At 54.1% G+C, this 23,942-nt stretch carries 25 protein-coding genes; 12 read left to right on the forward strand and 13 right to left on the reverse strand.

The features are described 5' to 3' along the window. The first annotated feature begins 22 nt into the window (after positions 1-22). Positions 23-481: a GyrI-like domain-containing protein gene (locus tag HH216_RS05075; protein ID WP_254448690.1), complete on the forward strand. Its 459-nt coding sequence runs from the start codon at positions 23-25 to the stop codon at positions 479-481. Between the two features lie 74 nt (positions 482-555). Here the strand turns inward: HH216_RS05075 and HH216_RS05080 are convergent, their stop codons facing one another. Both HH216_RS05080 and HH216_RS05085 read right to left on the reverse strand, forming a co-directional pair. Then, positions 556-1,056, reverse strand: coding sequence for an RrF2 family transcriptional regulator (locus HH216_RS05080; protein WP_254448691.1), 501 nt, complete (start codon positions 1,054-1,056; stop codon positions 556-558). A 319-nt stretch (positions 1,057-1,375) separates the two neighbouring features. Next, complete coding sequence (locus tag HH216_RS05085) at positions 1,376-2,515, reverse strand: cystathionine gamma-synthase (RefSeq protein ID WP_169549812.1); 1,140 nt, start codon at positions 2,513-2,515, stop codon at positions 1,376-1,378. A gap of 48 nt (positions 2,516-2,563) precedes the next feature. Here HH216_RS05085 and HH216_RS05090 point away from each other — a divergent pair, with 48 nt between their 5' ends. Next, positions 2,564-3,235, forward strand: a complete 672-nt coding sequence (locus HH216_RS05090) for a TVP38/TMEM64 family protein (protein WP_169549813.1) — start codon at positions 2,564-2,566, stop codon at positions 3,233-3,235. On the opposite strand, the gene HH216_RS05095 is transcribed toward HH216_RS05090, so the two are convergent. Beyond that, entirely contained in the window at positions 3,228-4,034 is an 807-nt protein-coding gene (locus tag HH216_RS05095; RefSeq protein WP_169549814.1) for an alpha/beta fold hydrolase, read from the reverse strand. The two genes, HH216_RS05090 and HH216_RS05095, sit on opposite strands and share 8 nt — an antisense overlap. A gap of 31 nt (positions 4,035-4,065) precedes the next feature. On the opposite strand from HH216_RS05095, the gene HH216_RS05100 reads away from it, so the two are divergent. From HH216_RS05100 to HH216_RS05110, 3 genes are all read left to right on the forward strand, one after another. Next, positions 4,066-4,539, forward strand: coding sequence for a MaoC family dehydratase (locus HH216_RS05100; protein ID WP_169549815.1), 474 nt, complete (start codon positions 4,066-4,068; stop codon positions 4,537-4,539). 74 nt (positions 4,540-4,613) lie between these two features. Further along, entirely contained in the window at positions 4,614-5,783 is a 1,170-nt protein-coding gene (locus HH216_RS05105) for an acyl-CoA dehydrogenase (protein ID WP_169549816.1), read from the forward strand. Positions 5,784-5,954: 171 nt separating this feature from the next. Next, complete coding sequence (locus HH216_RS05110) at positions 5,955-6,881, forward strand: AraC family transcriptional regulator (protein WP_169549817.1); 927 nt, start codon at positions 5,955-5,957, stop codon at positions 6,879-6,881. An 87-nt stretch (positions 6,882-6,968) separates the two neighbouring features. Here HH216_RS05110 and HH216_RS05115 read toward each other — a convergent pair whose 3' ends face one another. From HH216_RS05115 to HH216_RS05135, 5 genes are all read right to left on the reverse strand, one after another. Beyond that, on the reverse strand, positions 6,969-7,391 hold the full coding sequence (locus HH216_RS05115; RefSeq protein ID WP_169549818.1) for an energy transducer TonB: 423 nt from the start codon (positions 7,389-7,391) through the stop codon (positions 6,969-6,971). A 3-nt stretch (positions 7,392-7,394) separates the two neighbouring features. Further along, positions 7,395-8,093 carry a phosphoglycerol geranylgeranyltransferase gene (locus HH216_RS05120; RefSeq protein WP_408641785.1) on the reverse strand — a complete coding sequence of 233 codons (699 nt, stop codon included), beginning with the start codon at positions 8,091-8,093 and terminating at the stop codon, positions 7,395-7,397. 28 nt (positions 8,094-8,121) lie between these two features. Further along, the gene (locus HH216_RS05125) at positions 8,122-8,628 is read right to left on the reverse strand and encodes a hypothetical protein (protein WP_169549820.1); all 507 of its coding nucleotides are present in this window, start codon (positions 8,626-8,628) and stop codon (positions 8,122-8,124) included. Between the two features lie 45 nt (positions 8,629-8,673). After that, positions 8,674-9,084, reverse strand: coding sequence for a phage holin family protein (locus tag HH216_RS05130; RefSeq protein ID WP_169549821.1), 411 nt, complete (start codon positions 9,082-9,084; stop codon positions 8,674-8,676). A 144-nt stretch (positions 9,085-9,228) separates the two neighbouring features. Continuing rightward, complete coding sequence (locus HH216_RS05135) at positions 9,229-9,615, reverse strand: TraR/DksA family transcriptional regulator (protein ID WP_169549822.1); 387 nt, start codon at positions 9,613-9,615, stop codon at positions 9,229-9,231. A 324-nt stretch (positions 9,616-9,939) separates the two neighbouring features. On the opposite strand from HH216_RS05135, the gene HH216_RS05140 reads away from it, so the two are divergent. The 3 genes from HH216_RS05140 (at position 9,940) to HH216_RS05150 (ending at position 13,779) form a co-directional block, all read left to right on the forward strand. Next, entirely contained in the window at positions 9,940-11,214 is a 1,275-nt protein-coding gene (locus HH216_RS05140; RefSeq protein ID WP_169549823.1) for a Glu/Leu/Phe/Val family dehydrogenase, read from the forward strand. A gap of 100 nt (positions 11,215-11,314) precedes the next feature. Continuing rightward, positions 11,315-11,980, forward strand: a complete 666-nt coding sequence (locus HH216_RS05145; protein ID WP_169549824.1) for a phosphatidylserine decarboxylase family protein — start codon at positions 11,315-11,317, stop codon at positions 11,978-11,980. A gap of 137 nt (positions 11,981-12,117) precedes the next feature. Further along, positions 12,118-13,779, forward strand: coding sequence for a GMC family oxidoreductase (locus HH216_RS05150; protein WP_169549825.1), 1,662 nt, complete (start codon positions 12,118-12,120; stop codon positions 13,777-13,779). On the opposite strand, the gene HH216_RS05155 is transcribed toward HH216_RS05150, so the two are convergent. The 3 genes from HH216_RS05155 to HH216_RS05165 are packed head-to-tail and all read right to left on the reverse strand — an operon-like array spanning position 13,774 to position 17,574. Continuing rightward, complete coding sequence (locus HH216_RS05155) at positions 13,774-14,886, reverse strand: alginate O-acetyltransferase AlgX-related protein (protein ID WP_169549826.1); 1,113 nt, start codon at positions 14,884-14,886, stop codon at positions 13,774-13,776. The two genes, HH216_RS05150 and HH216_RS05155, sit on opposite strands and share 6 nt — an antisense overlap. Positions 14,887-14,938: 52 nt before the next feature. Then, a complete protein-coding gene (locus HH216_RS05160; RefSeq protein ID WP_169549827.1) occupies positions 14,939-16,120 on the reverse strand; it encodes an alginate O-acetyltransferase AlgX-related protein in 1,182 nt (393 codons plus the stop codon). Positions 16,121-16,128: 8 nt separating this feature from the next. After that, complete coding sequence (locus HH216_RS05165) at positions 16,129-17,574, reverse strand: MBOAT family O-acyltransferase (protein WP_169549828.1); 1,446 nt, start codon at positions 17,572-17,574, stop codon at positions 16,129-16,131. Between the two features lie 271 nt (positions 17,575-17,845). Here HH216_RS05165 and HH216_RS05170 point away from each other — a divergent pair, with 271 nt between their 5' ends. Further along, positions 17,846-18,883 carry an SGNH/GDSL hydrolase family protein gene (locus tag HH216_RS05170; RefSeq protein ID WP_169549829.1) on the forward strand — a complete coding sequence of 346 codons (1,038 nt, stop codon included), beginning with the start codon at positions 17,846-17,848 and terminating at the stop codon, positions 18,881-18,883. A gap of 117 nt (positions 18,884-19,000) precedes the next feature. On the opposite strand, the gene HH216_RS05175 is transcribed toward HH216_RS05170, so the two are convergent. Together HH216_RS05175 and HH216_RS05180 are read right to left on the reverse strand one after the other, a co-directional pair. Further along, entirely contained in the window at positions 19,001-19,636 is a 636-nt protein-coding gene (locus HH216_RS05175; protein WP_169549830.1) for a hypothetical protein, read from the reverse strand. Positions 19,637-19,679: 43 nt separating this feature from the next. Next, positions 19,680-20,309 (reverse strand): MgtC/SapB family protein, encoded by a 630-nt coding sequence (locus HH216_RS05180; protein ID WP_169549831.1) that lies wholly within the window; start codon positions 20,307-20,309, stop codon positions 19,680-19,682. An 84-nt stretch (positions 20,310-20,393) separates the two neighbouring features. Here HH216_RS05180 and uvrA point away from each other — a divergent pair, with 84 nt between their 5' ends. From uvrA to HH216_RS05195, 3 genes are read left to right on the forward strand one after another with little or no spacing between them, the layout of a single operon-like run. Next, on the forward strand, positions 20,394-23,273 hold the full coding sequence (gene uvrA / locus HH216_RS05185) for an excinuclease ABC subunit UvrA (RefSeq protein WP_169549832.1): 2,880 nt from the start codon (positions 20,394-20,396) through the stop codon (positions 23,271-23,273). Between the two features lie 8 nt (positions 23,274-23,281). Beyond that, positions 23,282-23,497 carry a DUF4160 domain-containing protein gene (locus tag HH216_RS05190; protein ID WP_169549833.1) on the forward strand — a complete coding sequence of 72 codons (216 nt, stop codon included), beginning with the start codon at positions 23,282-23,284 and terminating at the stop codon, positions 23,495-23,497. Next, positions 23,475-23,864 carry a DUF2442 domain-containing protein gene (locus tag HH216_RS05195; protein ID WP_254448692.1) on the forward strand — a complete coding sequence of 130 codons (390 nt, stop codon included), beginning with the start codon at positions 23,475-23,477 and terminating at the stop codon, positions 23,862-23,864. The genes HH216_RS05190 and HH216_RS05195 overlap by 23 nt, the downstream gene beginning before the upstream one ends. Positions 23,865-23,942 lie beyond the last annotated feature (78 nt).

The following is a 23,942-nucleotide window of genomic DNA, read 5'->3' on the forward strand; positions in this document are numbered from 1 at the left end:
GATTATGATACCCACGATACGTATGACCAATGAACGAAAGCTTGTTGGTCTACGCATGACTATGAGTTTCACGGACTACAAAGCGGGGCAGCTTTGGCAACGATTTATGCCCAGACGAAGTGAGATAAAGAGCCTATCCGACGAACTTATCTCTATGGCCGTCTACAGTTCAACCCATTTTACAGATTTCAATCCTTCCAACCGGTTTGATAAATGGGCCGCTGTAGAAGTTGTCAATTTCGATACTGTTCCGACTGGAATGGAGCCTTTCACGCTGACTGGTGGACTCTACGCAGTCTTTGATTACAAAGGCTTGAGTACCGACAACACCATTTTTCAGTACATCATAGGCGAGTGGTTACCAGACTCAGATTATACACTGGACAACCGCCCGCACTTCGAAGTATTGGGAAGCAAATACAAAAACAACAATCCAGACTCTGAAGAGGAAATCTGGATACCAGTAAAAGTTAGCACTTAGTGTTGTTGGTAAAGCGTCACATAAAAAAGCGGGGCCACTCTGATAGTGGCCCCGCTTTTTTATGTTGTATGAGACTAGGCCGCTGCGTAATCTTCGAATTGCCCGACTGAGTGCCCGGCCGCACCGTTGTTTTCTTCCTTGTTTTCTGCTACCTCCACGGTCGGTTTACTGGCGAAGCTGAGTAGCGTCGTGTTTTCGTAAACGCTCAGGTTAGCGTCGCGCACCTGCTCCATGATTGGTTTGAGCGCGCAGGTAACTTCGTCGGTGCAGTCGTCGCAGCGAACGTAGAAGTTGAACGACACGCAGGGTGTTGGCGCAATTGGCCCGTCGATTACGCGGAGTACCTGCGCCAGATTGACCCGGCCCGGATCAACGCGCAGCAGGTAGCCTCCGCCTTTGCCCTTCTGGCTTTGTAGAATACCGTGATTACGAAGCTCAAGCAGGATGGCCTCCAGAAATTTCTTCGGGATATTTTCCCGCGCTGAGATGTATGAAATCAGTACGGGGCCCTTGCTATATTCTTCAGTAAGCACCTTGAGTGCTTTTATGGCATATTTTGCTTTCTTCGAAATCATTGTTACGGTGTATTAGTGGGTGGTATGCTGCTGTAAATTGTTGATTGGCAAGTCACTAAAACGGCATCTTGGGCAATATAGCAATTTCCCGTCGTCCGGCAAATACCGCAGGCCGGGCAGTAAGCAATTGGTGCACAGGCAGCGCGTCGCGTCGACCGGTCCCAGTAGCTACTCTTACACCTATTATGCCGATTGCATTTTTTCTAGCGGCTTTATGGGATATTAGACGGCCAGACCATGACAAGGTTACATCTTTTTTCGATAAACCGTTTCAATTTCACGGTCATTGGCCTGTTTTAATTGGCTGACGGAGCGTCCGTTAACCAATTGCCTGTGCCAGATCAGCGATCAGATCCTGACTGTCTTCGATACCAACACTGAGCCGGATCAACGTATCGCGCAGGCCATTTTTAGCCCGCTCTTCCTTCGGGATGCTGGCGTGGGTCATGCTGGCCGGATGCGTACACAACGACTCGACTCCACCCAGCGATTCAGCCAGGGAAAATACCTGTATGCGTTCCATTACCTGAGTAGCGTCGGCCAGTGAATCACCGGTCAACTCAAACGACAGCATGCCACCAAACCCGCGCATTTGCCGCTGTGCCAGTTCGTGGCCGGGGTGGTCGGGCAGGCCAGGGTAATAGACGTGGGCAACTTTGGGGTGCTGTTTTAAGTACTGGGCTACGGCCATCGCATTTTCGCAGTGGCGCTGCATACGAACGTGCAGTGTTTTGATGCCCCGCAGCACCAGAAAGCAGTCCTGCGGCCCCGGCACGGCCCCACAGGCATTTTGAATAAACGCCAGCCGCTGTGCCGTATCGTCGTCGTTCAGCACGATAGCCCCCATTACCGTATCGGAGTGGCCACCGAGGTATTTGGTTGCCGAATGTACAACGATGTCGGCCCCCAGATCGAGCGGATTTTGCAGGTAAGGCGACGCGAACGTGTTATCTACAACCAACTGAATACCCTTTGCTCTGGTAATTGCGGCCACGCCAGCAATGTCGACCAATCGCATCAGTGGGTTCGTCGGCGTTTCAATCCAGACCATTTTCGTGGCGGGCGTCAGCGCCGTTTCCAGCTGTGCCGTATCAGCCAAGTTGACGAAGCGGAAGACCAGACCGAACTCCTGAAACACGCGCGTCATGATCCGGTACGTGCCGCCGTACAGATCACTGCTGACCACGATTTCGTCGCCGGGGCGGTAGAGTTTAAGAATGGCATCGGTGGCAGCCAGCCCCGACGCGAAGCAGATGCCATGACGGCCGTTTTCCAGCGCGGCCAGGTTCTGTTGCAACGCCGTGCGGGTCGGGTTGTGGGTACGGGCATATTCGTAGCCCTTATGCTGCCCCGGCGACGCCTGCACAAATGTCGACGTCTGGTAGATCGGCGTCATAATGGCTCCGGTCGTGGGGTCCGGTTCGACACCGGCATGGATGGCTTTTGTCGCGAAGTTCATAGACAAAGGTACATAAACTCCAATGCCCGTTTCCGGGTTAAGCAAACAGTGAACAAAGCCATTCTACAGAAAATTACGGGACCAGCCCTGATGGGCGTCGTGCTGTCGGTGTTACCGATTGTCTTTACGTCGGTATTGACGTACTATGCGATTGTCTACGAACCGGTCGTTCGTACGTTCGATACGGAGCAGTGGGTACTAATTACCCTTATCTGCACGCTGACCTCGGCCGGTCTGACCCCGCCAACTATTCTGGCCCTGATTTTTGGCTATTTTCTCGGCTGGCAGGCCGTATTGCCCCTGTTCATCATCAATCTGGGCGGCATTCTGTTTATCAACCTGCTCGTCCGCTGGCTTAATCACGACCAGTTTTTGAAATTTCTGCGTCGGAACCCCAAGGCGCAGTCGGTGCTCGACCGTATACGCGATAAGGAATTGGAGGTTATTTTCTTCGCCAAACTCTCCCCCATCCTGCCCTTCGGCCTCACGAATCTGCTCTTTGCCTTGTCGGGAGCCAGTCTGAAAAATATCCTGCTGGGTGGCTTCCTGGGTATGCTGCCCCGAACCCTGCTGGCGATCTTCACGGGCCGCGAAGCGCGGGAAATCCGCACCCTGCTCGAAAATCCGCAGCAGGGCATCTGGGGGCAGGTCATCATCGTTGCCCTGGTTCTGGTTTCGATATTCGGCTTATGGCGGGTCGTGCAAAAAGCCCTCAAGTGAGCAGCACAGTCGCGCTCTTCTCGATTAACCGATTGTGTCCGGTTGGTAGCTGTGTCAGCGTATATCCATCGAGCAGCCGGGTGAGCGGCAGTAGGTAACTGGCTGGTACGAGCTGATCGTGTATGCCCGCAATCAGGTGTGTGGGTACTGCGTGTTGGGTCAATTCATTCGCGATGCGGGTCAGATCGGGTTTTACGTGCCGGAACTGCGTCCAGGCGTCATAGACCAGTTTTCGCTGTTCAGGCGTAGCGAGCGATACCTCCGCAAATCGCAGCAACGATGGTCGTAGCACACCCAGCCCGACTAACCCCTGCCCGACCCGGTGTAGAACGGACAGATGACGCATGGCATACCGAAACACCGCCCGCCCAGCCATCGACTGCGTGGCTACCCCGTACCAGCGACTAAACCGAATACCGTCGGGGGCCAGCAGTATCAGCTCGTCGAGCCGGTCGGCGAGGCATTCAGCCAGCGTCAGGGCAAAGCGGCCGCCCAGGCTGTAGCCAATCAGCGAGAACCGGGCAATCTGCCTGTCGGCCAGAAACGCGGTTATGCAGTCGAACCACTCGTTTTTTTGCAAACAGTCGGTATTCGCGCGTTTACTACCACCGTGCAAAAACAGATCAATGGCATAGATGGTATATACATCACCGACGACTTCGGCCAACGGGGCATAGACGACACTCGTTTGCCCAAACCCGTGAAACGCCAGGGCTACCCGTGAGCCAGTGCCCAGCTTCCGATAAGCGAGCTGATGGTTCTGGTAACGGAAGAACTGGTGTTTGTCGTGATCGTCCATAGTCAAAAATGCACATAACCTTTTTTCCTTCATGCAAACCTTTGCCAATCTATCCGAATTTACGGCCCACGCCGGGCAACCGCTGGGCGAAACCGACTACATCACCATCACGCAGGCGATGGTTGACCAGTTTGCCGAAGCAACCGGCGATCACCAGTGGATCCACACCGACCCCGACCGGGCTGCGCGCGAATCACCCTACAAAGCGGCCATCGCCCACGGTTTTCTGACGCTCTCACTTGCCCCCCGCCTGCTGGCCGAGATTTATAAAGTCGATTCGGTGAAGATGGGGATCAATTACGGAGCCAATAAAATTCGGTTTACCAACGCCGTACCGGTGGGTAGTCAGGTGCGGTTGAAAGCGTGGCTGCACCACGTAGAGCCACAACCCGCCAACGACCCCGATCACCCTGGCGCACGGGCTATCATGGAGTGCGTATTCGAGGTGGAAGGTGAAACGAAACCGGCCTGCGTCGCCGAACTGATTGTGCTGTTGTTTGAATAGTATGCGTGCATACTATAGTTTAATTTATTCTTACCTTTACCCTATACTTCAGCACAAATTAGCCAGACACTCAGATGACAACGGCACCGCTCGATTTACAGGGACTTAACTTTAATTTATCGGAAGAACACCGGGCCGTGCAGGAAGCAGCCCGTGATTTTGCGCAGACCGAACTGCTTCCCGGCATCGTTGAGCGCGACAACGAAGCCCGCTTTCCGGCCGAGCAGGTAAAGCGCATGAGCGAACTGGGTTTTATGGGCATGATGGTTTCGCCCGACTACGGCGGCAGTGGGCTCGACACCGTCTCGTACGTATTGGCCATGGAGGAAATCTCCAAAGTCGACGCGTCGGCATCGGTAATCATGTCGGTCAACAACTCGCTGGTCTGCTACGGACTGGAAGCGTTCGGCACCGAAGAGCAAAAACAGACGTACCTAACCCGGCTGGCAACCGGCGAAACGATCGGTGCGTTCTGCCTGTCGGAGCCCGAAGCCGGCTCCGACGCGACATCACAGGCGACTACTGCTGAAGACAAGGGCGATCATTACCTGCTCAACGGCACTAAAAACTGGATTACCAACGGCAATTCGTCGGGCATATGCCTGGTTATCGCCCAAACCGACCGCACGAAGCAACACCGGGGCATCAACTGCCTGATCGTTGAAAAAGGCACACCCGGTTTCGTGGTAGGCAAGAAAGAAGACAAAATGGGCATTCGGGCGTCAGATACCCATTCGCTGCTATTCACCGACGTAAAAGTGCCGAAGAAAAACCGCATCGGCGACGACGGCTTTGGCTTCCGCTTCGCTATGTCGACGCTCAACGGTGGCCGCATCGGTATTGCCGCGCAGGCGCTGGGCATCGCGGCCGGGGCTTACGAGCTGGCGCTGAAATACAGTCAGGAGCGAAAAGCATTTGGCAAGCAGATTTTCGATCACCAGGCCATTCAGTTCAAGCTAGCCGAAATGGCGACGAAGATCGAAGCCGCCCGCTTACTCGTCTACAAAGCCGCCCGGCTTAAAGACGAACACAAGGATTATGTGCAGGCAGCGGCAATGGCCAAGCTGTTCGCATCCGACGTTGCCATGTGGGCCACCACAGAAGCCGTTCAGATTCACGGTGGCTATGGCTACGTAAAAGAGTTTCACGTTGAACGGCTGATGCGGGATGCGAAAATTACTCAGATCTATGAGGGTACGTCCGAAATCCAAAAATTGGTGATTGCCCGCGAGTTAATCCGCTAGTTGATTTCTTAATAAAATAGTATTTTCTGCAACTGAGGGGCGTGTTCGGTAAGAATACGCCCCTCTTTTTTATTTTTTTTGAAACTTTTATGCCTATATTAGTTTTGTACAAATTATTAGTTTTGTGCAACTTTACGCACAACCTGACTTTACGACATACTTCTTTCGACTATGGAAGACTATAATAAAATTATCGAATCGCTGGGAGTCAAGTTCATCAAGGCTCGCAACATTCGTATTCTTCAGCCTATCACGATCAAAAACTTCTACGACGTAGAAAACACGCTGCTGATTTTGTACAACGGCGAAGTGTCGATCGGTGAAGAGCGGATCAAGGTCGACGTGGGTGATATGCTGTTCATTCCGGGTGGCAAACACGTTACGGTTACCTACGGCGACCCGGCGAACCCAAAGGTGGTGTCGAACGAAGAGTTTATGACCCACCGGGAGTCGTACTGGGAAGGGAACCACGACCCACGGCTGATCGGGCACCTGCCAAACTCGTTCGGCTTTGTTTCGTTTGAAGCCAAAGTGTTCGATTCGGTCAACTTCTTCAACTCGCTCGACGTACCCCCGTTCATCATCAAGCGGGAAGACAGTCTGGCTACCACAATTGATCAGATTCTGGCGGAAGACATGAACGATCTGGCGGGTAAGGGCCGGATCATCAAGATCAAGACGGAAGAGATCGTAATCGAGGTAGTGCGGTATATCCTGAAAAATCACCTGTTCGTTGAGCAGCTGGTTACCAACAGCACCTACTTCAAAGACCCGCGCCTGATCGACATCTTTGCTTACATCAAAGACAACCTCGGTGGCGATCTGTCGAACAAGGTACTGGCGAACGTTGCAAACGTGTCGGAAGATTACGTCGGGCAGTATTTCAAGATGCTGACGGGTATCAATCCGCAGGATTATATTGAGTACCAGCGCATGGAAGCGGCCGTTGGTCTGCTGCGTACCAGCAAGAAAAGCATCCGGGCGATTGGCGCCGAAGTAGGGTACAAAGACACCGCTTACTTCTGCCGTCGTTTCAAGATGATGTTCGGTATTCCGGCTGGCAAGATGCGCCGTCGCGAATCGCTGATGAACGTATAGGAGCTAGTGCAAACAGGAAAGAGGTGAGAAAAAGGACTGGTTTGCGCCAGCGTCTTTCTTCTCACCTCTTTCCTGTTTGGGCTAAAATTACTTCGTACTGATTTCGATTGGCAACGTGTAGAACACGGGTACGGGCCGGTTATCGACCAGGCCGGGCTGCCAGCGGGGCATCTTCTCGACCGCCGTAATGATCGTGCCCATGTATTCTTCCATTCCTTTCCGGTTCGTAGTACCCAGCGCTTTCGTCAGCACCCGAACATCGGACACCTGCCCCGTTTCGTCGATAATGAACCGGGCTGACACCGGGCCGGTATTGATATTTTTACGCAGCAAAACGTTGGGGTAACGAATGTTTTCGGCAAGATATCGGCTCAGGGCCGATTTGCCACCCGGAAACTCCGGAGCCCGTTCCGCTATCGTGTAGACTTTTCCTGTGCGGGTCTGGGCTGTCGCGGTAAGCGCACCCGCCAACGTGAACAGGCAAATCAGCGTTGTACGTATCCAGTTCATGCGTTAATCCTGTAGTACAGTTTGGTTGACTTCCTGCATCACGGCGCATAGTTCGGGCAACAGATCGGGGTTGCGCTCGATACCATTCCCCACAACCAGCATATCCGCGCCTGCATACAGCGCCTGCCGGGCTTTCTCAGCCGAATCGATGCCGCCCCCCACAATAAGTGGCACGTCGATTACGCGATTGACAGCCGCGATCATATCGGTCGGAACGGGACGCTGTGCCCCACTGCCCGCATCCAGATACATCAGTTTAAGCCCCAGCATTTCGCCCGCCATGGCAGTACAGGCGGCAACGTCGGGTTTGTTGCTTGGCATGGGCATAGTACCGCTGATGTACGAAACCGTTGTCTGCGCGCCACTGTCGACCAGCATATAACCAGTCGGCATGATTTCAAGGCCGCTTTTCCGCAGCATAGGAGCCGCTACCACGTGTTGCCCGATCAGGAAGTCGGCATTTCGCCCGGAAATAAGCGACAGGAAAAGCACTGCATCGGCCGCCGGATCGATGTGCAGGGGATTGCCGGGAAACAGGATGATGGGTGCATCGCGGTGCTGACGTAGGGTGTCGATCACTTCGCGGTGTACATAGTCGACGACAAGGCTACCGCCGACCAGAAAAAAATCGACCGGGTAGTCGATTGTACGGACCAGCAGGTCCACCAAAGCGTCCTGCCTGACCTTATCGGGGTCGAGCAGGACGGCTAATGACTTCTGACCAACCGCTCTACGAGTTTGTAGAGTAGTCAGTATATTCAGAGGGTGTCTTTGTTTGGTATTGACGTCCACTCGCAGTCTTTGCAGTTGAAGTAAGCGCATTGTTGTCCCGAATGCGTTCGACGAAACTGGTCAGTTGCTGGCGGGCCAGGTTGGTGACAACCGTTGTCAGCAGACCACTAACCATGCCACTGAGGGCTCCCGTTTTCTGCGCTTCTTTTTTGCGCTTGCCCGCCGGAGCGATCAGTTCACCGTATTCGTCGTAATCATCCTCGTCGGGCTCACCATACTTTTCAGCGTAGCGATACTCTGCCGACTTCGGAAGGATTGCATTCACTACCAAATATACGGCTAAACTAACGCCTGCAACAAAAGCCGCCGTTTTACCAACCTCCGACGCATCTCCTCTGATGTCATCGACGCTTTCGGATATAGACGATTTGAATCGTTCGGTAGCAGCAATCAGCTGCGCACGGCGTTCGGTAGTGTCTGAGAATGGGACTTTGGAATCTTCCATGTTATTGATCCGCACTTATATTGATTGTTAACAACTGAAACGTGATCACCGATTCGGACCAATTCCGTCCGTTTTCTCCATCAGGTCTTTAACAGCTTCAGCTTTTTCCTCTGCTTTCTTCTCCTGACTTTTCTTGATGGCGCTGTAGGCAAATACCCGGATCCGCCCTTTCATGGCGTCTTTCGCTGCGGCCCAGACAAGCGTCAGGATGAGGAAAAAGCCCGCCACAATCAGGAAGCCCAGATACCGGCTGTCGAGCACTTCGTTCAGATAAGCGGCTAACAGGCAAAACAGAAAAATCAGCGTCATACTTCCCAGTAGTGCCAGTACAACGCCATGAATACCGACGACGACGCCTTCCTCTATCTTAGACCGGGTTTCGAGCGTAAACAACTCGATACGCGCTTCCAGATAGCGAAATATATTTTCCCGAATCTCTTCGAGGTGCTCTAGCATGGCTTTACTTTTTTGTTTCTCTCTATTTACAAATAACAGCTGATTTTGTTTTTGGGGAACGGATTTCCCGTCAAAATTTCTGCCCACAAAAAAAGGCTGCGGTCAGGCAGCCTTTTGACTATATCGTTTGTATGTGTGTGCGTTCTAGCGAGACTGGCGCAACTTGGCTTCGATCGTCTGCTGGGTGTGTGGCACTGCCCGAAGCCGCTCTTTAGGAATTAGTTTTCCAGTGTCTTTGCAAACGCCATAGGTTCCGTTTTTGATGCGGACCATAGCAGCGTCGAGCTGTTGAGTAAATTTTTGCAGGCGGGCCGCCAGCTGACTCAGGTTCTCCCGCTCGCTGGTGTCAGCGCCATCTTCCAGCAGTTTCGAGTTTCCCGAGGTGTTATCCGTACCGCTATCGTTGCGCTTACTGAGGGTTTCCTTAATGTAGTTCAGTTCGCTACGTGTGGCTTCCAATTTCTGACCTATCAGTTCCTGAAACTCTTTTAGATCTTCTTCAGAATAGCGTTTTTTTTCTTCCTGGACCATAGCAGACTGCCGTGATGACTAGTGTTTAAGAAGTCACGAAATTAATGCATTTGTATCTGATTTTCAATCCCTCAGCCAATATCTTGAGGTTATGGTAATTATTTATTCGATTGGCAAAACGGCCAATCAACCGATTTTTCTTTGGCTTCTATTCCGCCAATGATTACACTGTTTGGCTTTACTCTTGCATGCATTTATTTACGAGTGGTCGTTAATTTTATCTTAATCAAGGAAAAAATAGACCTTTCATAACATATTCAGGCTTTTCGTAAGTTTACCATACACTTCACTAAAAATCAGGTTAACACCGGTAAAGTAAAGGCCATGGCGTATATAGAACCAGCTCCTATAAAAGACAGAGAAAATCCACTTGAGTCGATGATGTCGCGCTTCGATGCGGCAGCCCGTCTGGTTGGTATCTCTGACGAGATGTATGATATTTTGAAAGTACCCGCCCGACAGGTTATCGTTGGGCTCCCCGTTACGATGGACAACGGCAGTATCCGGGTATTTGAAGGGTACCGCGTTATTCACTCCAACATTCTGGGTCCGTCAAAGGGTGGTATCCGGCTTGACCCGGCGGTGAACCTCGACGAGGTACGCGCACTTGCCGCCTGGATGACCTGGAAATGCGCCGTAGTCGACATTCCCTACGGAGGTGCCAAAGGCGGTATTGCCTGCAACCCGCGCGAAATGTCGGCGGGCGAAATCGAACGGCTGATGCGGCAATACACCGCCGGTATGCTCGACGTATTTGGCCCCGACCGCGACATTCCGGCCCCCGACATGGGTACCGGCCCGCGTGAGATGGCCTGGATCGTCGATGAGTACTCGAAAGCGAAAGGAATGACCGTCAACAGCGTCGTAACCGGCAAACCGCTGGTACTGGGCGGCTCACTGGGCCGCACGGAAGCGACCGGGCGGGGTGTTACGGTAGCCGCGCTGGCCGCGATGGACAAGCTTCGGATGAACCCCTATCGGTCGACGGCGGCTATTCAGGGATTTGGCAACGTGGGCTCGTTTGCTGCCGAACTGCTTCACGAACGTGGGGTATCGGTCGTGGCGGTCAGTGATATTTCGGGTGGTTATTACAACGAAAACGGCATCGACATTACCGCTGCGGTAGCCTACCGCAATAACAACCGGGGATCGCTGGAGGGCTTTACGGGTGCCGAACCTATTTCCAACGAAGAACTGCTGGCCCTACCCGTCGACGTGCTGGTTCCGGCGGCTAAAGAAGACGTCATCACCGACGATAACGCCGAGTCGATTCAGGCCAAGATGATTGTAGAAGGCGCCAACGGACCAACCTCCGCCAGCGCCGACGAAATCATCAACCGCAAGGGTATTATGGTGATACCCGATATTCTGGCCAATGCCGGTGGCGTCACGGTATCGTATTTTGAGTGGGTCCAGAATCGGATCGGCTACAAATGGACGCTCGACCGGGTTAATCGCCGGGCCGACCGAATTATGAAAGATGCTTTCGACCGGGTGTTCGATACGTCGCAGCATTATAAGGTGCCCATGCGCCTGGCGGCTTACATCGTCGCCATCGATAAAGTGGCTAGTACATATAAGTATCGGGGCGGTTACTAAGCAAGTGTTGGTTTCAGCCGGGTAATTTCCGATTTTTGCTATTCGGCCGGGTAATCAACGTCGATTACCCGGCTTTATCTTGAACTTCACTCTCGACTCGATGCGCTTACATAGGGAAGGAAACACGATTATGCTGGTAACGGGGCTGGTTCTGCTCGCTCTAAATCTGCTGGCTTACTATTTCCTGTTTTCCGACAATACCACAGCCATTGCGCTGTTAGCCGTAGCCAGTTTGATTCTGTTCGTACTGGTCGTCCAGTTTTTCCGCATTCCGACCCGGCCGCTCACAACGGGCGAACAGCACGTGGTAGCCCCGGCCGACGGTACGATTGTCGTGATTGAAGAAACCGACGAGACGGAGTATTTCAAGAGTCGCCGACGGCAGGTGTCTATTTTTATGTCGCCCCTCAACGTACACGTCAACCGGAATCCGGTGACGGGAGTCGTGCGGTATTTCAAGTATTATCCCGGTAAATATCTGGTAGCCTGGCACCCCAAGTCGAGTACGGAAAACGAGCGTACCACGGTCGTTATTCAACTGGCCAACGGAGCCGAAGTACTGCTGCGGCAGATTGCGGGTGCCGTGGCCCGGCGCATCATCTGGTACGTGAAAGAAGGGCAACCCGTTGAGCAGGGTAGCGAGTTTGGCTTTATCAAATTCGGTTCGCGCGTCGACGTGTTTCTGCCGCTCGATGCCGATGTTAAGGTAGCCATCGGCGACCGCGTCAAAGGTGGTGTTACCGTGCTGGCCGACATGCCCGCGTAAGTAGTACATCAATCTGCTGTTGATAAAGGGGTACCCGTACAGGGCTACCCTTTTTTTGTGCCTATTCGCCTGTTAGTCAGTAAATAAGACTACAATATTTCTTTCTATTTTATCTACTCCTCTGACCAAAAACAACTATGAAGGCTGACTATATCATTGTGGGTGCGGGGTCGGCGGGCTGTGTGCTTGCCAACCGGCTATCGGCTGATCCGGCCATTTCTGTTCTGCTGGTTGAAGCGGGTGGTCCGGATACCAAGCCGGAAATTCATATCCCGGCGGCTTACAGTAAACTCAACGGCACGGCTGTCGACTGGGGGTACTGGACCGAACCACAACCGGGTGTCGACAACCGGCGGATGTACCAGCCACGCGGCAAAACGCTGGGCGGCAGCAGTTCAACCAACGCGATGGCGTACGTACGCGGCAACCGGCTCGACTACGACGACTGGGCCGCGCTGGGAAACCGGGGCTGGGGCTATGCCGACGTACTGCCTTACTTCATCCGGTCGGAGCACAACGAGCAATACGATCAGCTCGACCCCACTTACCACGGCACTGAGGGTCCGCTGAACGTAACGTTCGCGCAGCAGTTTCGCACTCCACTATCCAGTGCCTTCGTCGACGGCTGTCAGCAGGTTGGCATAGCGCGGAACGACGACTACAATGGGCGGGAACAGGAGGGCGCGGGCCTTTTACAGTTTACGATCCGCAACGCCCGGCGACACAGTACGGCCGCGGCCTTTCTGAAACCTATTCTGAACCGGACTAATCTGCGGGTTATCACGCACGCCCATACGCACCGGGTTGTGTGCCGCAACGGAGTGGCCACCGGCATCGAGTTTTCGGTGGGCAAACAACCCGTTCAGCGGGCGGAAGCGCAGCGCGAAGTTATTCTGGCGGCTGGTGCCTTCAACTCACCCCAGCTGCTGATGCTGTCGGGGATTGGCCCGGCCGATGCCCTACGGCAGCACAACATCGACTGCCTGCTCAATTTGCCGGGTGTGGGGCAGAATCTCCAGGATCACGTCTTTACGGGAGTCAGCAGTCTTTGTTCGCAGGCTGTTTCGGGTAACACATCGCTGAAACCGCTGAACCAGTTGAAGGCCCTGGTGCAGTACATGGTGAGCAAGAAAGGGCCAATGACGAGCAGCCCACTGGAAGCCAACGCTTTTACCCGGGTCGACGGAGCCACCGACCGGCCAAATATGCAGCTGCACTTCGCACCGGTTCACTTCGGCGATGATTACACTACTGACGTATACGACATGGCCACCTACCCCCGTACCGACGGCTATACCATCCTGCCAACGCTGCTGAAACCCAAAAGCCGGGGCTGGGTGGGGCTGCGGTCGGCCAATCCGTTCGACGCGCCCATCATCGACCCGCAGTACCTGACCCACGAAGACGACGTGCGGGTGCTGCTGGCAGGCGTCCGGCAGGCGATTGCGGTACTGGAATCCGATGCATTCAGCCCGTACCATCAATGCCTGCTGACACCCCCTGACCGGGCATCAGACGAAACGATTCTGACCCACGTCCGGCGGCAGCTTGAAACGGTATATCACCCGGTTGGTACCTGCAAAATGGGCAGCGACGAACTGGCCGTTGTCGACGATCAGCTGCGGGTGCGGGGGGTTGACCGGTTGCGGGTAGTCGATGCGTCGATTATGCCAACGATTGTGTCGGGCAATACCAATGCACCCGTCATTATGATTGCCGAGAAAGCCGCCGATCTGATTTTAGGTAAACTACCCGTATATACGGCAGAGAAGGCGCAGTCAGCGCACGGGCAGCTATAACGTGGCAAGCTCGTTGATGTTCCGCTCTACAATCTCCACAACGACGACGTCGGGTTTTTCAGCGGCAACGACCGCAGGATCGAGGTGTCGGCCACGCACGAAATAAGCCGACTGAAAGTAACCCGGTACAAACTGCATCATACTGTGGCTGAACGAGTCGCCGATGAACAGCAGCCGGGGTAATTTCTCAGCGCTGGCGTTGGTGAACCGCACCGACGGAAAGCCAGACACAGGGTTAGGCACTTCGGCCACCTGTCGTGCCTTGCGCGCCGGTACCGGTTCGACTACGTAATAAACCGGGTCTGTGTGCTCCTTCTGCACGGTCAGCATTGTCGTCAGGTCACCGCCGAGACCGCGCTGTTTTTCGATGTGGTAGTCGGTCAGGCGGGGGGCAGGCAGGCCGGGCACATCCTGCCGGATACGATTCAGCAGGGCCGCACTACCAATCAGCGTACCGTACTCATTCCAGTGCGTATCCGTCTGGTAATAAACCACGTGTTCTTTTTTGGCCGCCATCAGCGTATCGCGAATATCGACGAACGGCACGCTGGTCTGGCGCATGGCCGTTTCCAGCACATCGAGTCGGGATGGCTGTTGGCTGACGGTAAGCTCCTCGGGCAGGTGTTCGGGGTAGATCGTGTGGGAATCAGGCGCAATCAGCACGTAAAAGCGAATTCCCTGCTTCGCCAGTTCCTGTTGCGTATCAACCAGGTGCCGCGCAATAGTTTGGGCTGAGTCGGCCGAGAGAGGCAGTAGCCCCCTGTGCTGATCGACAACGTGGTTGTAGCTGTTTCCCAGATAGAACCAGCCGTTTTTGCCGACCACTACCTTTTCGGGCAGGGGCGATTGTCCAAGAATGTTCAGTTTCCAGCGGCTATAGGTGTAGAACAGCGCGTTGCGCCAGCCGAAATTTTCCTTGTAATACCGATCAAACTGCTGTACAAAGCTGCGTACGTGGGGAAAGTGCAGCGAAGGCAATGTCGATTGCGTCCGGTTCTCGGTACTCTTAAAGGCGACAGACAGGTTCAGTAGCTGATCGAGCGTTGGCAGCAGAAGCAAGCCCGTAAACGCAAACGCGGCCAGTTTAAACCGAAAAGAAGTGTTCATTCAGGACTAATACGTACGCACCCGGCGTGTAAGCGAACGCAAAAATACGATGTTATAGATCAGCCAGTTTACGCAAGTTGCGCTCAACGATTTCGACGACGACAATATCCGCATGTTCGGCCCGTGCCAGTGCCATGTTCAGCCGATTGCTGCGCACCAGAAAACTTTCGCCAAAATACTGTGGTACGAACTGATTCATGCTGTAACTGAACGAATCGCCGATAAACAGCAGCCGGGGCATGGCGGGGCTCGGCCCCACGAAGCGCGACGACGGCAGGTTCATCTCCGGATTCGGTATATTCATCGTTTGCCGCGCCACCAGCCCGGCAGTCGGCGTAATGGCGTAACTGATAGAGTCCCGATAAGCACTGTGCAGGGCCATCATCGTCGTCAGGTCGCCACCAACGCCCGGCTTGGGGCTAATCCGGTAATCGGTTGGGCAGGGGTCGGTCAGTTGCGGAAAATCCAGCCGGAGCCGGTCGACCATCGCCAGCGATCCGATCAGCGATCCGAAATCGTTCCAATGCGTATCCGTCTGGCAGTAGATAGGACGCTCTTTCTTGGCAACACCCAAGGCCGGTCTTATATCGATCAGCGGTACAGCCGATTTCTTTTTCAGGTAGGTACTCAGCCGATCTAAATTCGACAGGCTATCCGCGCGTCTGATATCGTCGGGCAGGTACTCGGGATACATCGTGTACGAGTCCGGCACGACCATCACATACAGCTTCGTACCCTGCCGGGCCAGCTGTTTCTGGTAGTACGTCAGTCGATTGTTGATGGCCCGCAGTTCCTGCGGTTGCAGGGGGCTAATACCCCGGTGCTGATCAACGATTCCAGCAAAGTAATTGCCGGGGTAAAACCAGCCGTTCTTGCCAATCACCACTTTTTCGGGCAGGGGCGACTGCCCGAGGATGTTTAATTTCCAGCGGCTATAGGCGTAGAACAGCGCGTTGCGCCAGCCGAAGTTCTCATTGAAATACTGCTCATAATCGCGCACAAACGTTTTCACGTGCGGAAAGTGCAGTTCAGGCCGAGCCGCCAATGCACGCTTCTCGGTACTCTGAAATCGGACCGACAGGTGCAGCCACTGATCGAGCGCCGGCATGAGCAGCAACACCGCAAAACAACAGCCCGCCAGCATGGCCCGAAACCGCAGCGACGGCCGACGTACACCCGCCGTAAACACGGGCCTGGGCGCATCGAGACGATCGTTTTTCGGATAGGCGGTCATAACTGTGGCTAAAATCGGAAATAGATAAATGGATTGTATGTATCAGCGGCCAGATACATAACAGACATCACAAACAGACAAACCAGCCCCAGCACATAAACCGAATCAAACAGGTAGTGCGGAGTAGGTCGCAGTGACCGCGTTTGTAACCGAAACCAGTTTTGTTGAAATTTATGATATACGGGGGTAGCGAAAATGATGCCGATAATAAACGTGACAAGTACTTCGGCATTTAAAAAGAAAGCGGGCGGATAAGCAAGTGTATCAGGCAGTTCCGGCCCGGCACCGACCATTTTTTTCAGGAAATCAATCGCTTCGGTGAGGGTCAGTGCCCGAAAAAAGACCCACCCGATCAGTACGGCCAGTAACGTATACAGGTGAGCGATCGGCGCCCATACCTTCGCCAGCCATTTGCCCAGCCCAGCCCGTTCGATGAGCAGGAATGCCCCATGGTACAAACCCCAGATGATGAAGTTCCAGCTGGCGCCGTGCCAGAGGCCCGTCACCAGAAATACGATCAGCAGGTTGACATACGTGCGGACATTCCCGACCCGGTTTCCGCCCAGCGGGATGTACACGTAGTCGCGAAACCAGCTCGATAGCGAGATATGCCACCGGCGCCAGAAGTCCTGAATGGATTTCGCGATGTATGGGTAATTGAAGTTCTCCTTAAAATCGAAACCGACCATTTTCCCCAGCCCGATCGCCATGTCGGAATAGCCCGAAAAATCGAAATAGATCTGGAGTGAATAAGCAATGATACCGATCCAGGCCGTGGCGGTACCGTAACTGTTGGCGTTGGCGTTGAAAATGGTGTCGGCGATGTTGGCGAATGTATTCGCGATCAACACTTTTTTGGCCAGCCCGATCACGAACCGTTCGGCCCCGATGCCAAACTTCTCCAGCGTCGTGGTGCGCTCGGTCAGCTCGGGGGCAATATCAGCGTACCGCACGATTGGCCCCGCGATCTGATGCGGAAACATGGCTACGTACGTACCGTAGTCAAGAAAGCTTTTGTTGGCCCGGATACGGCCCCAGTAGATGTCGAGCGTGTAGGAGATCCCCTGAAAGGTGTAAAAGCTAATACCGATAGGCAGTGCAATCTGGGCAAGCGTGAAATCGCTGGATACGGGAAACATAAACGCTTCGGCAAAGCCCCGTACCGAATCGAACAGAAAATTGGCGTACTTGTAGTAAAACAGCAGCGACAGGCTCCCGACCAGCGACAGCCACAACCCGGCTTTTCGCCTGCCCTGCTCAATGAGTTGTCCGGCAACGTAATTAATCAGGGCCGATAGCAGCAGTACCAAAACAACGATGCCTTCACCCTTTGCGTAAAATACTAGGCTAGCCCCAAACAGGAACGCGTTGTGCCATCGTTTAGGTAGTAGGTAATAAACGATCAGGAAGGCCGGCAGAAACAGAAACAGAAAAATTGCCGAACTGAACAGCATAGGTTAAGTTTATGAATAGAGTCAAAGGTAACTAATTACAGCATTCCGTTGGGTAGTCTTTCTGGGTAGTATTCGTATTAATCCGTTGATTGGCACTCTATTTGGTGAGGGGTCCGCTTTTTTCTCAATTGGTTTTTATATGCAGATGTCCGTTTTTGCGATCATACTGCTGATGTTCAGCGGGTCAACTGATTTGTCCTGTCTGTTGACAGTTTTGTCGGGTTGGCACACTTTTAGCCTCATGGCTGGTCAGCTAGTAATAATCTTCGGCATGAATCAGCTTCTCAGGCATCTACGAGTCGGAACGGGCGCTATCCGTTTTGGCCTTACCTACCTCCTTTATTTTTCGTTCTGGCAGTTCGGCTGCGCCCAGGTCGAGCCGGCTACTACATCGGCTGCGGCCCTGACCGACCCCTCGTGCCGCACCATCACAATTCAGCGCGTTACGACGCCCATCAACACGCCGGCACCAACGCCACAGGGCTTACCGATTCCGAGTTTTAACCAGCAAAGCGGCTCGGCAGCCTACGGCAGTACCCTGAAGCTCTCTGCAAGCAACATGCCAAGCGGGGCTTATACGGAGTACTCGTACGACAACGGTACCACCTGGACGAAAGGCGATCAGGTACCCGTCGTTACGAAGAAGCCGATGCTGGCCCGCACGCGGATCAACGACCTGACTTCGCAGACGGCGCAGGCAACGGTAACGCCTTATTTCCAGCGCATGATGGTCATTGGCAACAGTATCATGAGCCACGGCCCCGCCCCCAATCTGGGATGGAATAATTTCAACGGCATGGCTGCGTCGGCACTCGACAAAGATTATACGCATCTGCTGCAAGCCAAGCTGAACGGCCTGCGCGACAACGTACAGCTCCGAATGGTTTCGGGCGGTGCTTTCGAGCGGCAGTTTGGGCAGGCAGGCTACAGTGTCACCGAGTTTCTGACGCCCCTTCAGGAGTTCAAGCCCGACATTGTCTTCGTTCGTATTGGCGAAAACATGGACGAGGGCGCTGTTCAGCAAAATAATCTGGCGGGTAACCTCCGGGTGCTGTTCGACTTCCTGAGGCAGAACGCAGGAGGACCGGTACAAATCATCTGCTCGACAAGCGTATGGAATCGGCCGCAGGCCGACGCCGTCATCCGGCAGGTAGCTGCCGAAAAAGGCGTTCCACTGGCTGAACTGAAAAGTATGGTCGGTGTACCCTCCTACTTCGCCAGTCAGTACGCCAATGCGGGTGTTGCCGCCCACCCCAACGACGCCGGTATGCAGCGCATCGCCGACATCATCTGGGACACCATGCCGTAGGATGGTTAAGGTATTCAGTTTACGGTACTCGGTATATGACCGAACACAGAAAGGCCCGGCTGATAATCAGCCGGGCCTTTCTGTGTGTATGGAAGTCGGAATAGGACTCGATTTCTGCTAGAAGAACGACAGCCGGATAACCAGCGGGCTACCATAGATTGCCTGCGCCACGGCCTGATTCTGGTTGTAATTCAGGTTGTACAGAGCTGTCAGGTTGATACCGAATCGGCCCGAAATGGGTTGGGAGTACGTCAGACCAAGCAGCGGAGCGGTCAGGCTGTAGTTGCCGGTGGCACCACTTTGATCGTTACGCACCGAAATCGAACTGTTTTCCACTTCACCATGCAGGTACAGGTTCGGCAGAATCGACGGAATAAACTCGTACATGGCAAATACACGTCCGCCGTACTGATTGTAGGTCTGGAACGGCACGGTCGCGCCCGTATTCGAAATGGCTTTGTAGCGCGTGTAAGCGTATGTGCCACCCACACCAAGTAACAGTCGCTCAGTCGTTTGGTAGGCAATTACGGGCGACACGCCAATGCTGAACGGATTACCAAAGCGCAGGTTGTTGATACCACCCCCAAAGCGGAGCCGCTGACTGAATGGCAGTGGCCGGCCTTCGGGCGTCTGCGTACGCAGGGGGTCTTTGCCCTGCTCGCGCCGGTCTTCGGGGTCGGCAGTTAGCTGCCCGAAAGCGACCGTGCTACTAAACAAAGCTATGAGTAACAGAAACTTCTGAAGCGAGTGCATGAGCTGGTTTGATAGTCTATAGATTACAAAAATAGAAACGAAATCAGAACGTGAATTCTTTTACCTCCGGGTCGTTGAGCAACCGTTCGATGCAACGCTCGTGGTTTGCCTGCGACCCATCGACGCGCCAGCGTCCGATAATCTCGGTGCCGATGCGCTGCTGCTGCCCCCGCGTCGGCGACAGACCGCACGTCTGAAACAACGATTCGTACTGGTTCAGGGTTTTGTGGCGGAACGGCGTAACAATTTTATAATCACGAGTTTGATTTAAGCGCTCGATCCGCTTGGCCACTCCCGCCAGCAACAGCAGCGAACTGAAAATAAAGACGAAGCCCACCATGGCTATGTCGAAGTGACCGCTGCCCACGCACATACCTAACGCCGACGCGGCCCAGACCGTTGCAGCCGTGGTCAGCCCTTTCACCCGATTGTCTTCACGAAAGATGATGCCCGCCCCCAGAAAACCGATACCGTTGACGATGTTGGCGGCAATGCGGTCGCCGGTGCCGCCCATCCGGTTCGATACCATCGTAAACAGGGCCGACCCCACACAAATCATAATCATCGTGCGAAACCCGGCGGCTTTCCCGTGGTACTCCCGCTCGGCCCCGATCAGCCCGCCCATGACCAGCGCGACTGTCAGCCGGATTAAATCGTCTGTTGCAAATTCCATAGTTGTTCAGCTCGACTCAGAAAGAACCTATCGCGCCGTAAAACCGTTAAAACCTAGATAGTTTATAGCCTGAAAAATCGCCGAATGACTCATATACCGGAAGTCGAATCACCGCGTTCCGTCGACCATCTCGACCCCAAGCAATACATCATCATCAAGGGGGCGAAAGTACATAATCTGAAAGGAATTGATGTTGCCATCCCCCGCAATCAGCTCGTTGTCCTGACGGGTCTGTCGGGGTCGGGCAAGTCGTCGCTGGCGTTCGACACCCTGTTTGCCGAAGGGCAGCGGATGTACGTTGAAAGCCTGAGCAGCTACGCCCGGCAGTTTCTGGGGCGGATGGAAAAGCCGGAAGTCGAATACATCAAAGGTGTGTCGCCCGCTATCGCCATCGAGCAGAAAGTGTCGACCCGCAACCCCCGCTCGACGGTCGGCACCTCGACCGAAATTTATGACTACCTGAAGCTGCTGTTTGCACGGGTGGGCGTGACCTATTCCCCCATTTCGGGCCACGAAGTCAAAAAAGACACCGTCAGTGACGTGGTCAATTATATGTATAGCTTCGAGGCTGGGCAGCGGGTAATGATTCTCGCTCCGTTGCGGCTGCACGACGGCCGTACACTCTCGCAGGAACTGAACATTCTGATTCAGAAGGGCTATACCCGGATTGCGGTCGACGGAGCGGTTCAATTTATCGAAGAACTGCTGCAACAGCCCGACGAAACCGATAAGCTGGTATCGCAGCCGCTGGAGATCCTGGTCGACCGGGGCACGGTGATCTACGACGAAGCCGGGCAACCCGACGAAGACAACCAATACCGCTTCTCCGACTCCGTACAAACGGCCTTCAGCGAGGGCAACGGCACCTGCCGCGTCGACATTGTTGGCAAGGAGTCGCGGACATTTTCCGATAAGTTCGAGTTGGACGGCATTACGTTCGAAGAGCCAAGCGTGAATCTGTTCACATTTAACAACCCTTACGGTGCGTGCCGCCGGTGCGACGGTTTCGGTAAAGTACTGGGCATTGACCCCGATCTGGTTATCCCCGACAAAAACCTGTCGGTGTTCGAGGGGGCCATCATGCCGTGGCGGAGTGAGAAAATGAGCGCCGAATACCTGAAACCACTGCTTCGTAACGGCATCCGCTTCGACTTCCCCATCCATCGACCGTACAAAGATCTTAGCCCCGCCGAGCAGGAACTGCTCTGGACGGGAAACAAATACTTCGACGGTCTGAACACGTTTTTCAACTTCGTGGAAAGTCAGACGTTCAAGGTGCAGTACCGGGTGATGCTGTCGCGTTACCGGGGCAAAACCACCTGCCCGGAGTGCCGGGGGTCACGGTTGCGTAAAGACGCGGGCTACGTGAAAGTCGGCGGCAAGAGCATCACCGATCTGGTACTGATGCCCATCGACAAAGCCACTGCTTTTTTCCGCGAACTCGAACTACCCGACCACCTGCGAAAAGTAGCCGACCGTATTCTGGTCGAGGTACAAAACCGGCTGGACTACATGGAACGCGTCGGGCTGGGGTATCTGACGCTCAACCGCCTGACCAACACGCTGTCGGGGGGCGAGTATCAACGCATCAAGCTGGCGACGTCGCTCGGATCGGCACTGGTCGGGTCGATGTACATTCTGGACGAACCCAGCATTGGGCTACACCCGCGCGATACAAAGCGGCTGGTGAGTGTGCTGGAATCGCTGCGCGACATGGGCAATACCGTGATCGTGGTGGAGCACGAAGAAGAAGTGATGCGCGCGGCCGACCAACTCATCGACATTGGCCCCGACGCCGGTTCGCTGGGTGGGCACCTCGTGTTTCAGGGCACATGGCAGGACGTCGTAAACGGCGACAATCACGCAACCACCGACGAACACTATCCGTCGCACACGCTCGACTTCCTGACGGGCCGCGAAACCGTACCCGTACCGTCGTTCCGGCGCAAATCAGCCAATTTTATCGAGTTGAAAGGCGCACGGGAGAACAACCTGAAAGACGTATCGGTACGTTTTCCGCTCAACAACCTAACCGTCGTGACGGGCGTGTCGGGGTCGGGCAAGAGTACACTGATTCGCAAGGTATTGTACCCGGCCCTGATGCGGCAGCGGGGCGACGCCACCGAAGAAACCGGCAAGTACGACGCCCTCGAAGGATCGCTCGACCGGATTCTGGCCGTGGAAATGATCGACCAGAACCCGATTGGTAAGTCGAGCCGGTCGAACCCGGTTACGTATATCAAAGCCTACGACTACCTGCGGCAGGTGATGGCCGATCAGCCGGTGTCGAAATCCCGCGCCTACAAACCCAGCCATTTCTCGTTCAACGTCGACGGGGGCCGCTGCGAAGTGTGTCAGGGCGAGGGTGAGGTCAAGATCGAGATGCAGTTCATGGCCGACATTTACCTCAAATGCGAAGGCTGTGGCGGCAAACGATTCAAGCAGGAAGTGCTGGAAGTCACGCTCGACAGCAAAAACGTATCCGACATTCTGGACATGACCGTCGATGAAGCCGTCGACTTTTTCCGCACCGCCGATCCGAAAATGGCCGATAAGCTATTACCGTTGCAGGCGGTCGGGCTGGGGTACATCGGGCTGGGGCAGTCGGCCAATACGCTGTCGGGCGGAGAAGCGCAGCGGGTGAAGCTAGCGTCGTTTCTCGGCAAGGGTAATCCTAATAAAGGCAGCACGCTGTTTATCTTCGACGAACCGACGACCGGCCTGCACTTCCACGATATTCGCAAGCTGCTCGACGCCATAAACGCGCTGGTCGATCAGGGCGACTCGGTGATTATCATCGAGCACAACATGGAAGTCATCAAAAACGCTGATCACATCATCGACCTCGGCCCCGACGGTGGCGAAACGGGCGGCTACGTCACGTTTACGGGTACGCCCGAGCAGATGGTACAGCTACCCGAAGGCGAAAACTTCACCGCCGATTTCCTGCGCGGAAAAGTGTAGGTTTGAGTATGCCTACCGTATTGTTGATCAGAGGGTATCGTTTTTATTTTTATCTAAATGAACACGAGCCAATTCATATTCATGTCTCAAAAGGAGGCAGTGAAGCCCGATTCGTGCTGGTACCTGAAATTGATATGACGTACAGTCGAGGCTTTAAAAAGAGTGAGATTCGTGATATCGTAACGATTATTTCTGACCACTATGAAACGATCATCAACGCCTAGTACAACACCTTCGATTAGTAGTCGACTGGCGAACTGGTTACAAGACTCAGATGAAGCGACGCTCGTTTACGACGATCCGGTCGATGTGCTGATCGCGGAGGAAGGGTTGCAGATTGCCCGGTTTGTCTGTCTTCGTGAACTGGATATGTTCCTCATCGTACTATCCAGCCGACAAATAATCAGTCGGTCGCTATCTGATTACTCGCTGTTGCATCAGGCCAGCGATCAGCAGTTATCGGCCTATACGCTGTCGGCAGCGGGCATTCATTGGCCTGACATCGATGTAGATCTGAGTCTGCGTGGCTTTCTACTGGAAGAAGCCATGCAATCCTTGCGCAACGGGTTTTCTTCAAAGAAAGCAGCTTAATTATAAAAGTTAGTCTGACCTAAAAGCGGGTGGCAACATCCGCTTTTGCGTTTTATGACCACTCGTTTGACTTCAGGC

It is taken from the genome of Spirosoma rhododendri (genome assembly GCF_012849055.1).
Taxonomy (GTDB): domain Bacteria; phylum Bacteroidota; class Bacteroidia; order Cytophagales; family Spirosomataceae; genus Spirosoma; species Spirosoma rhododendri.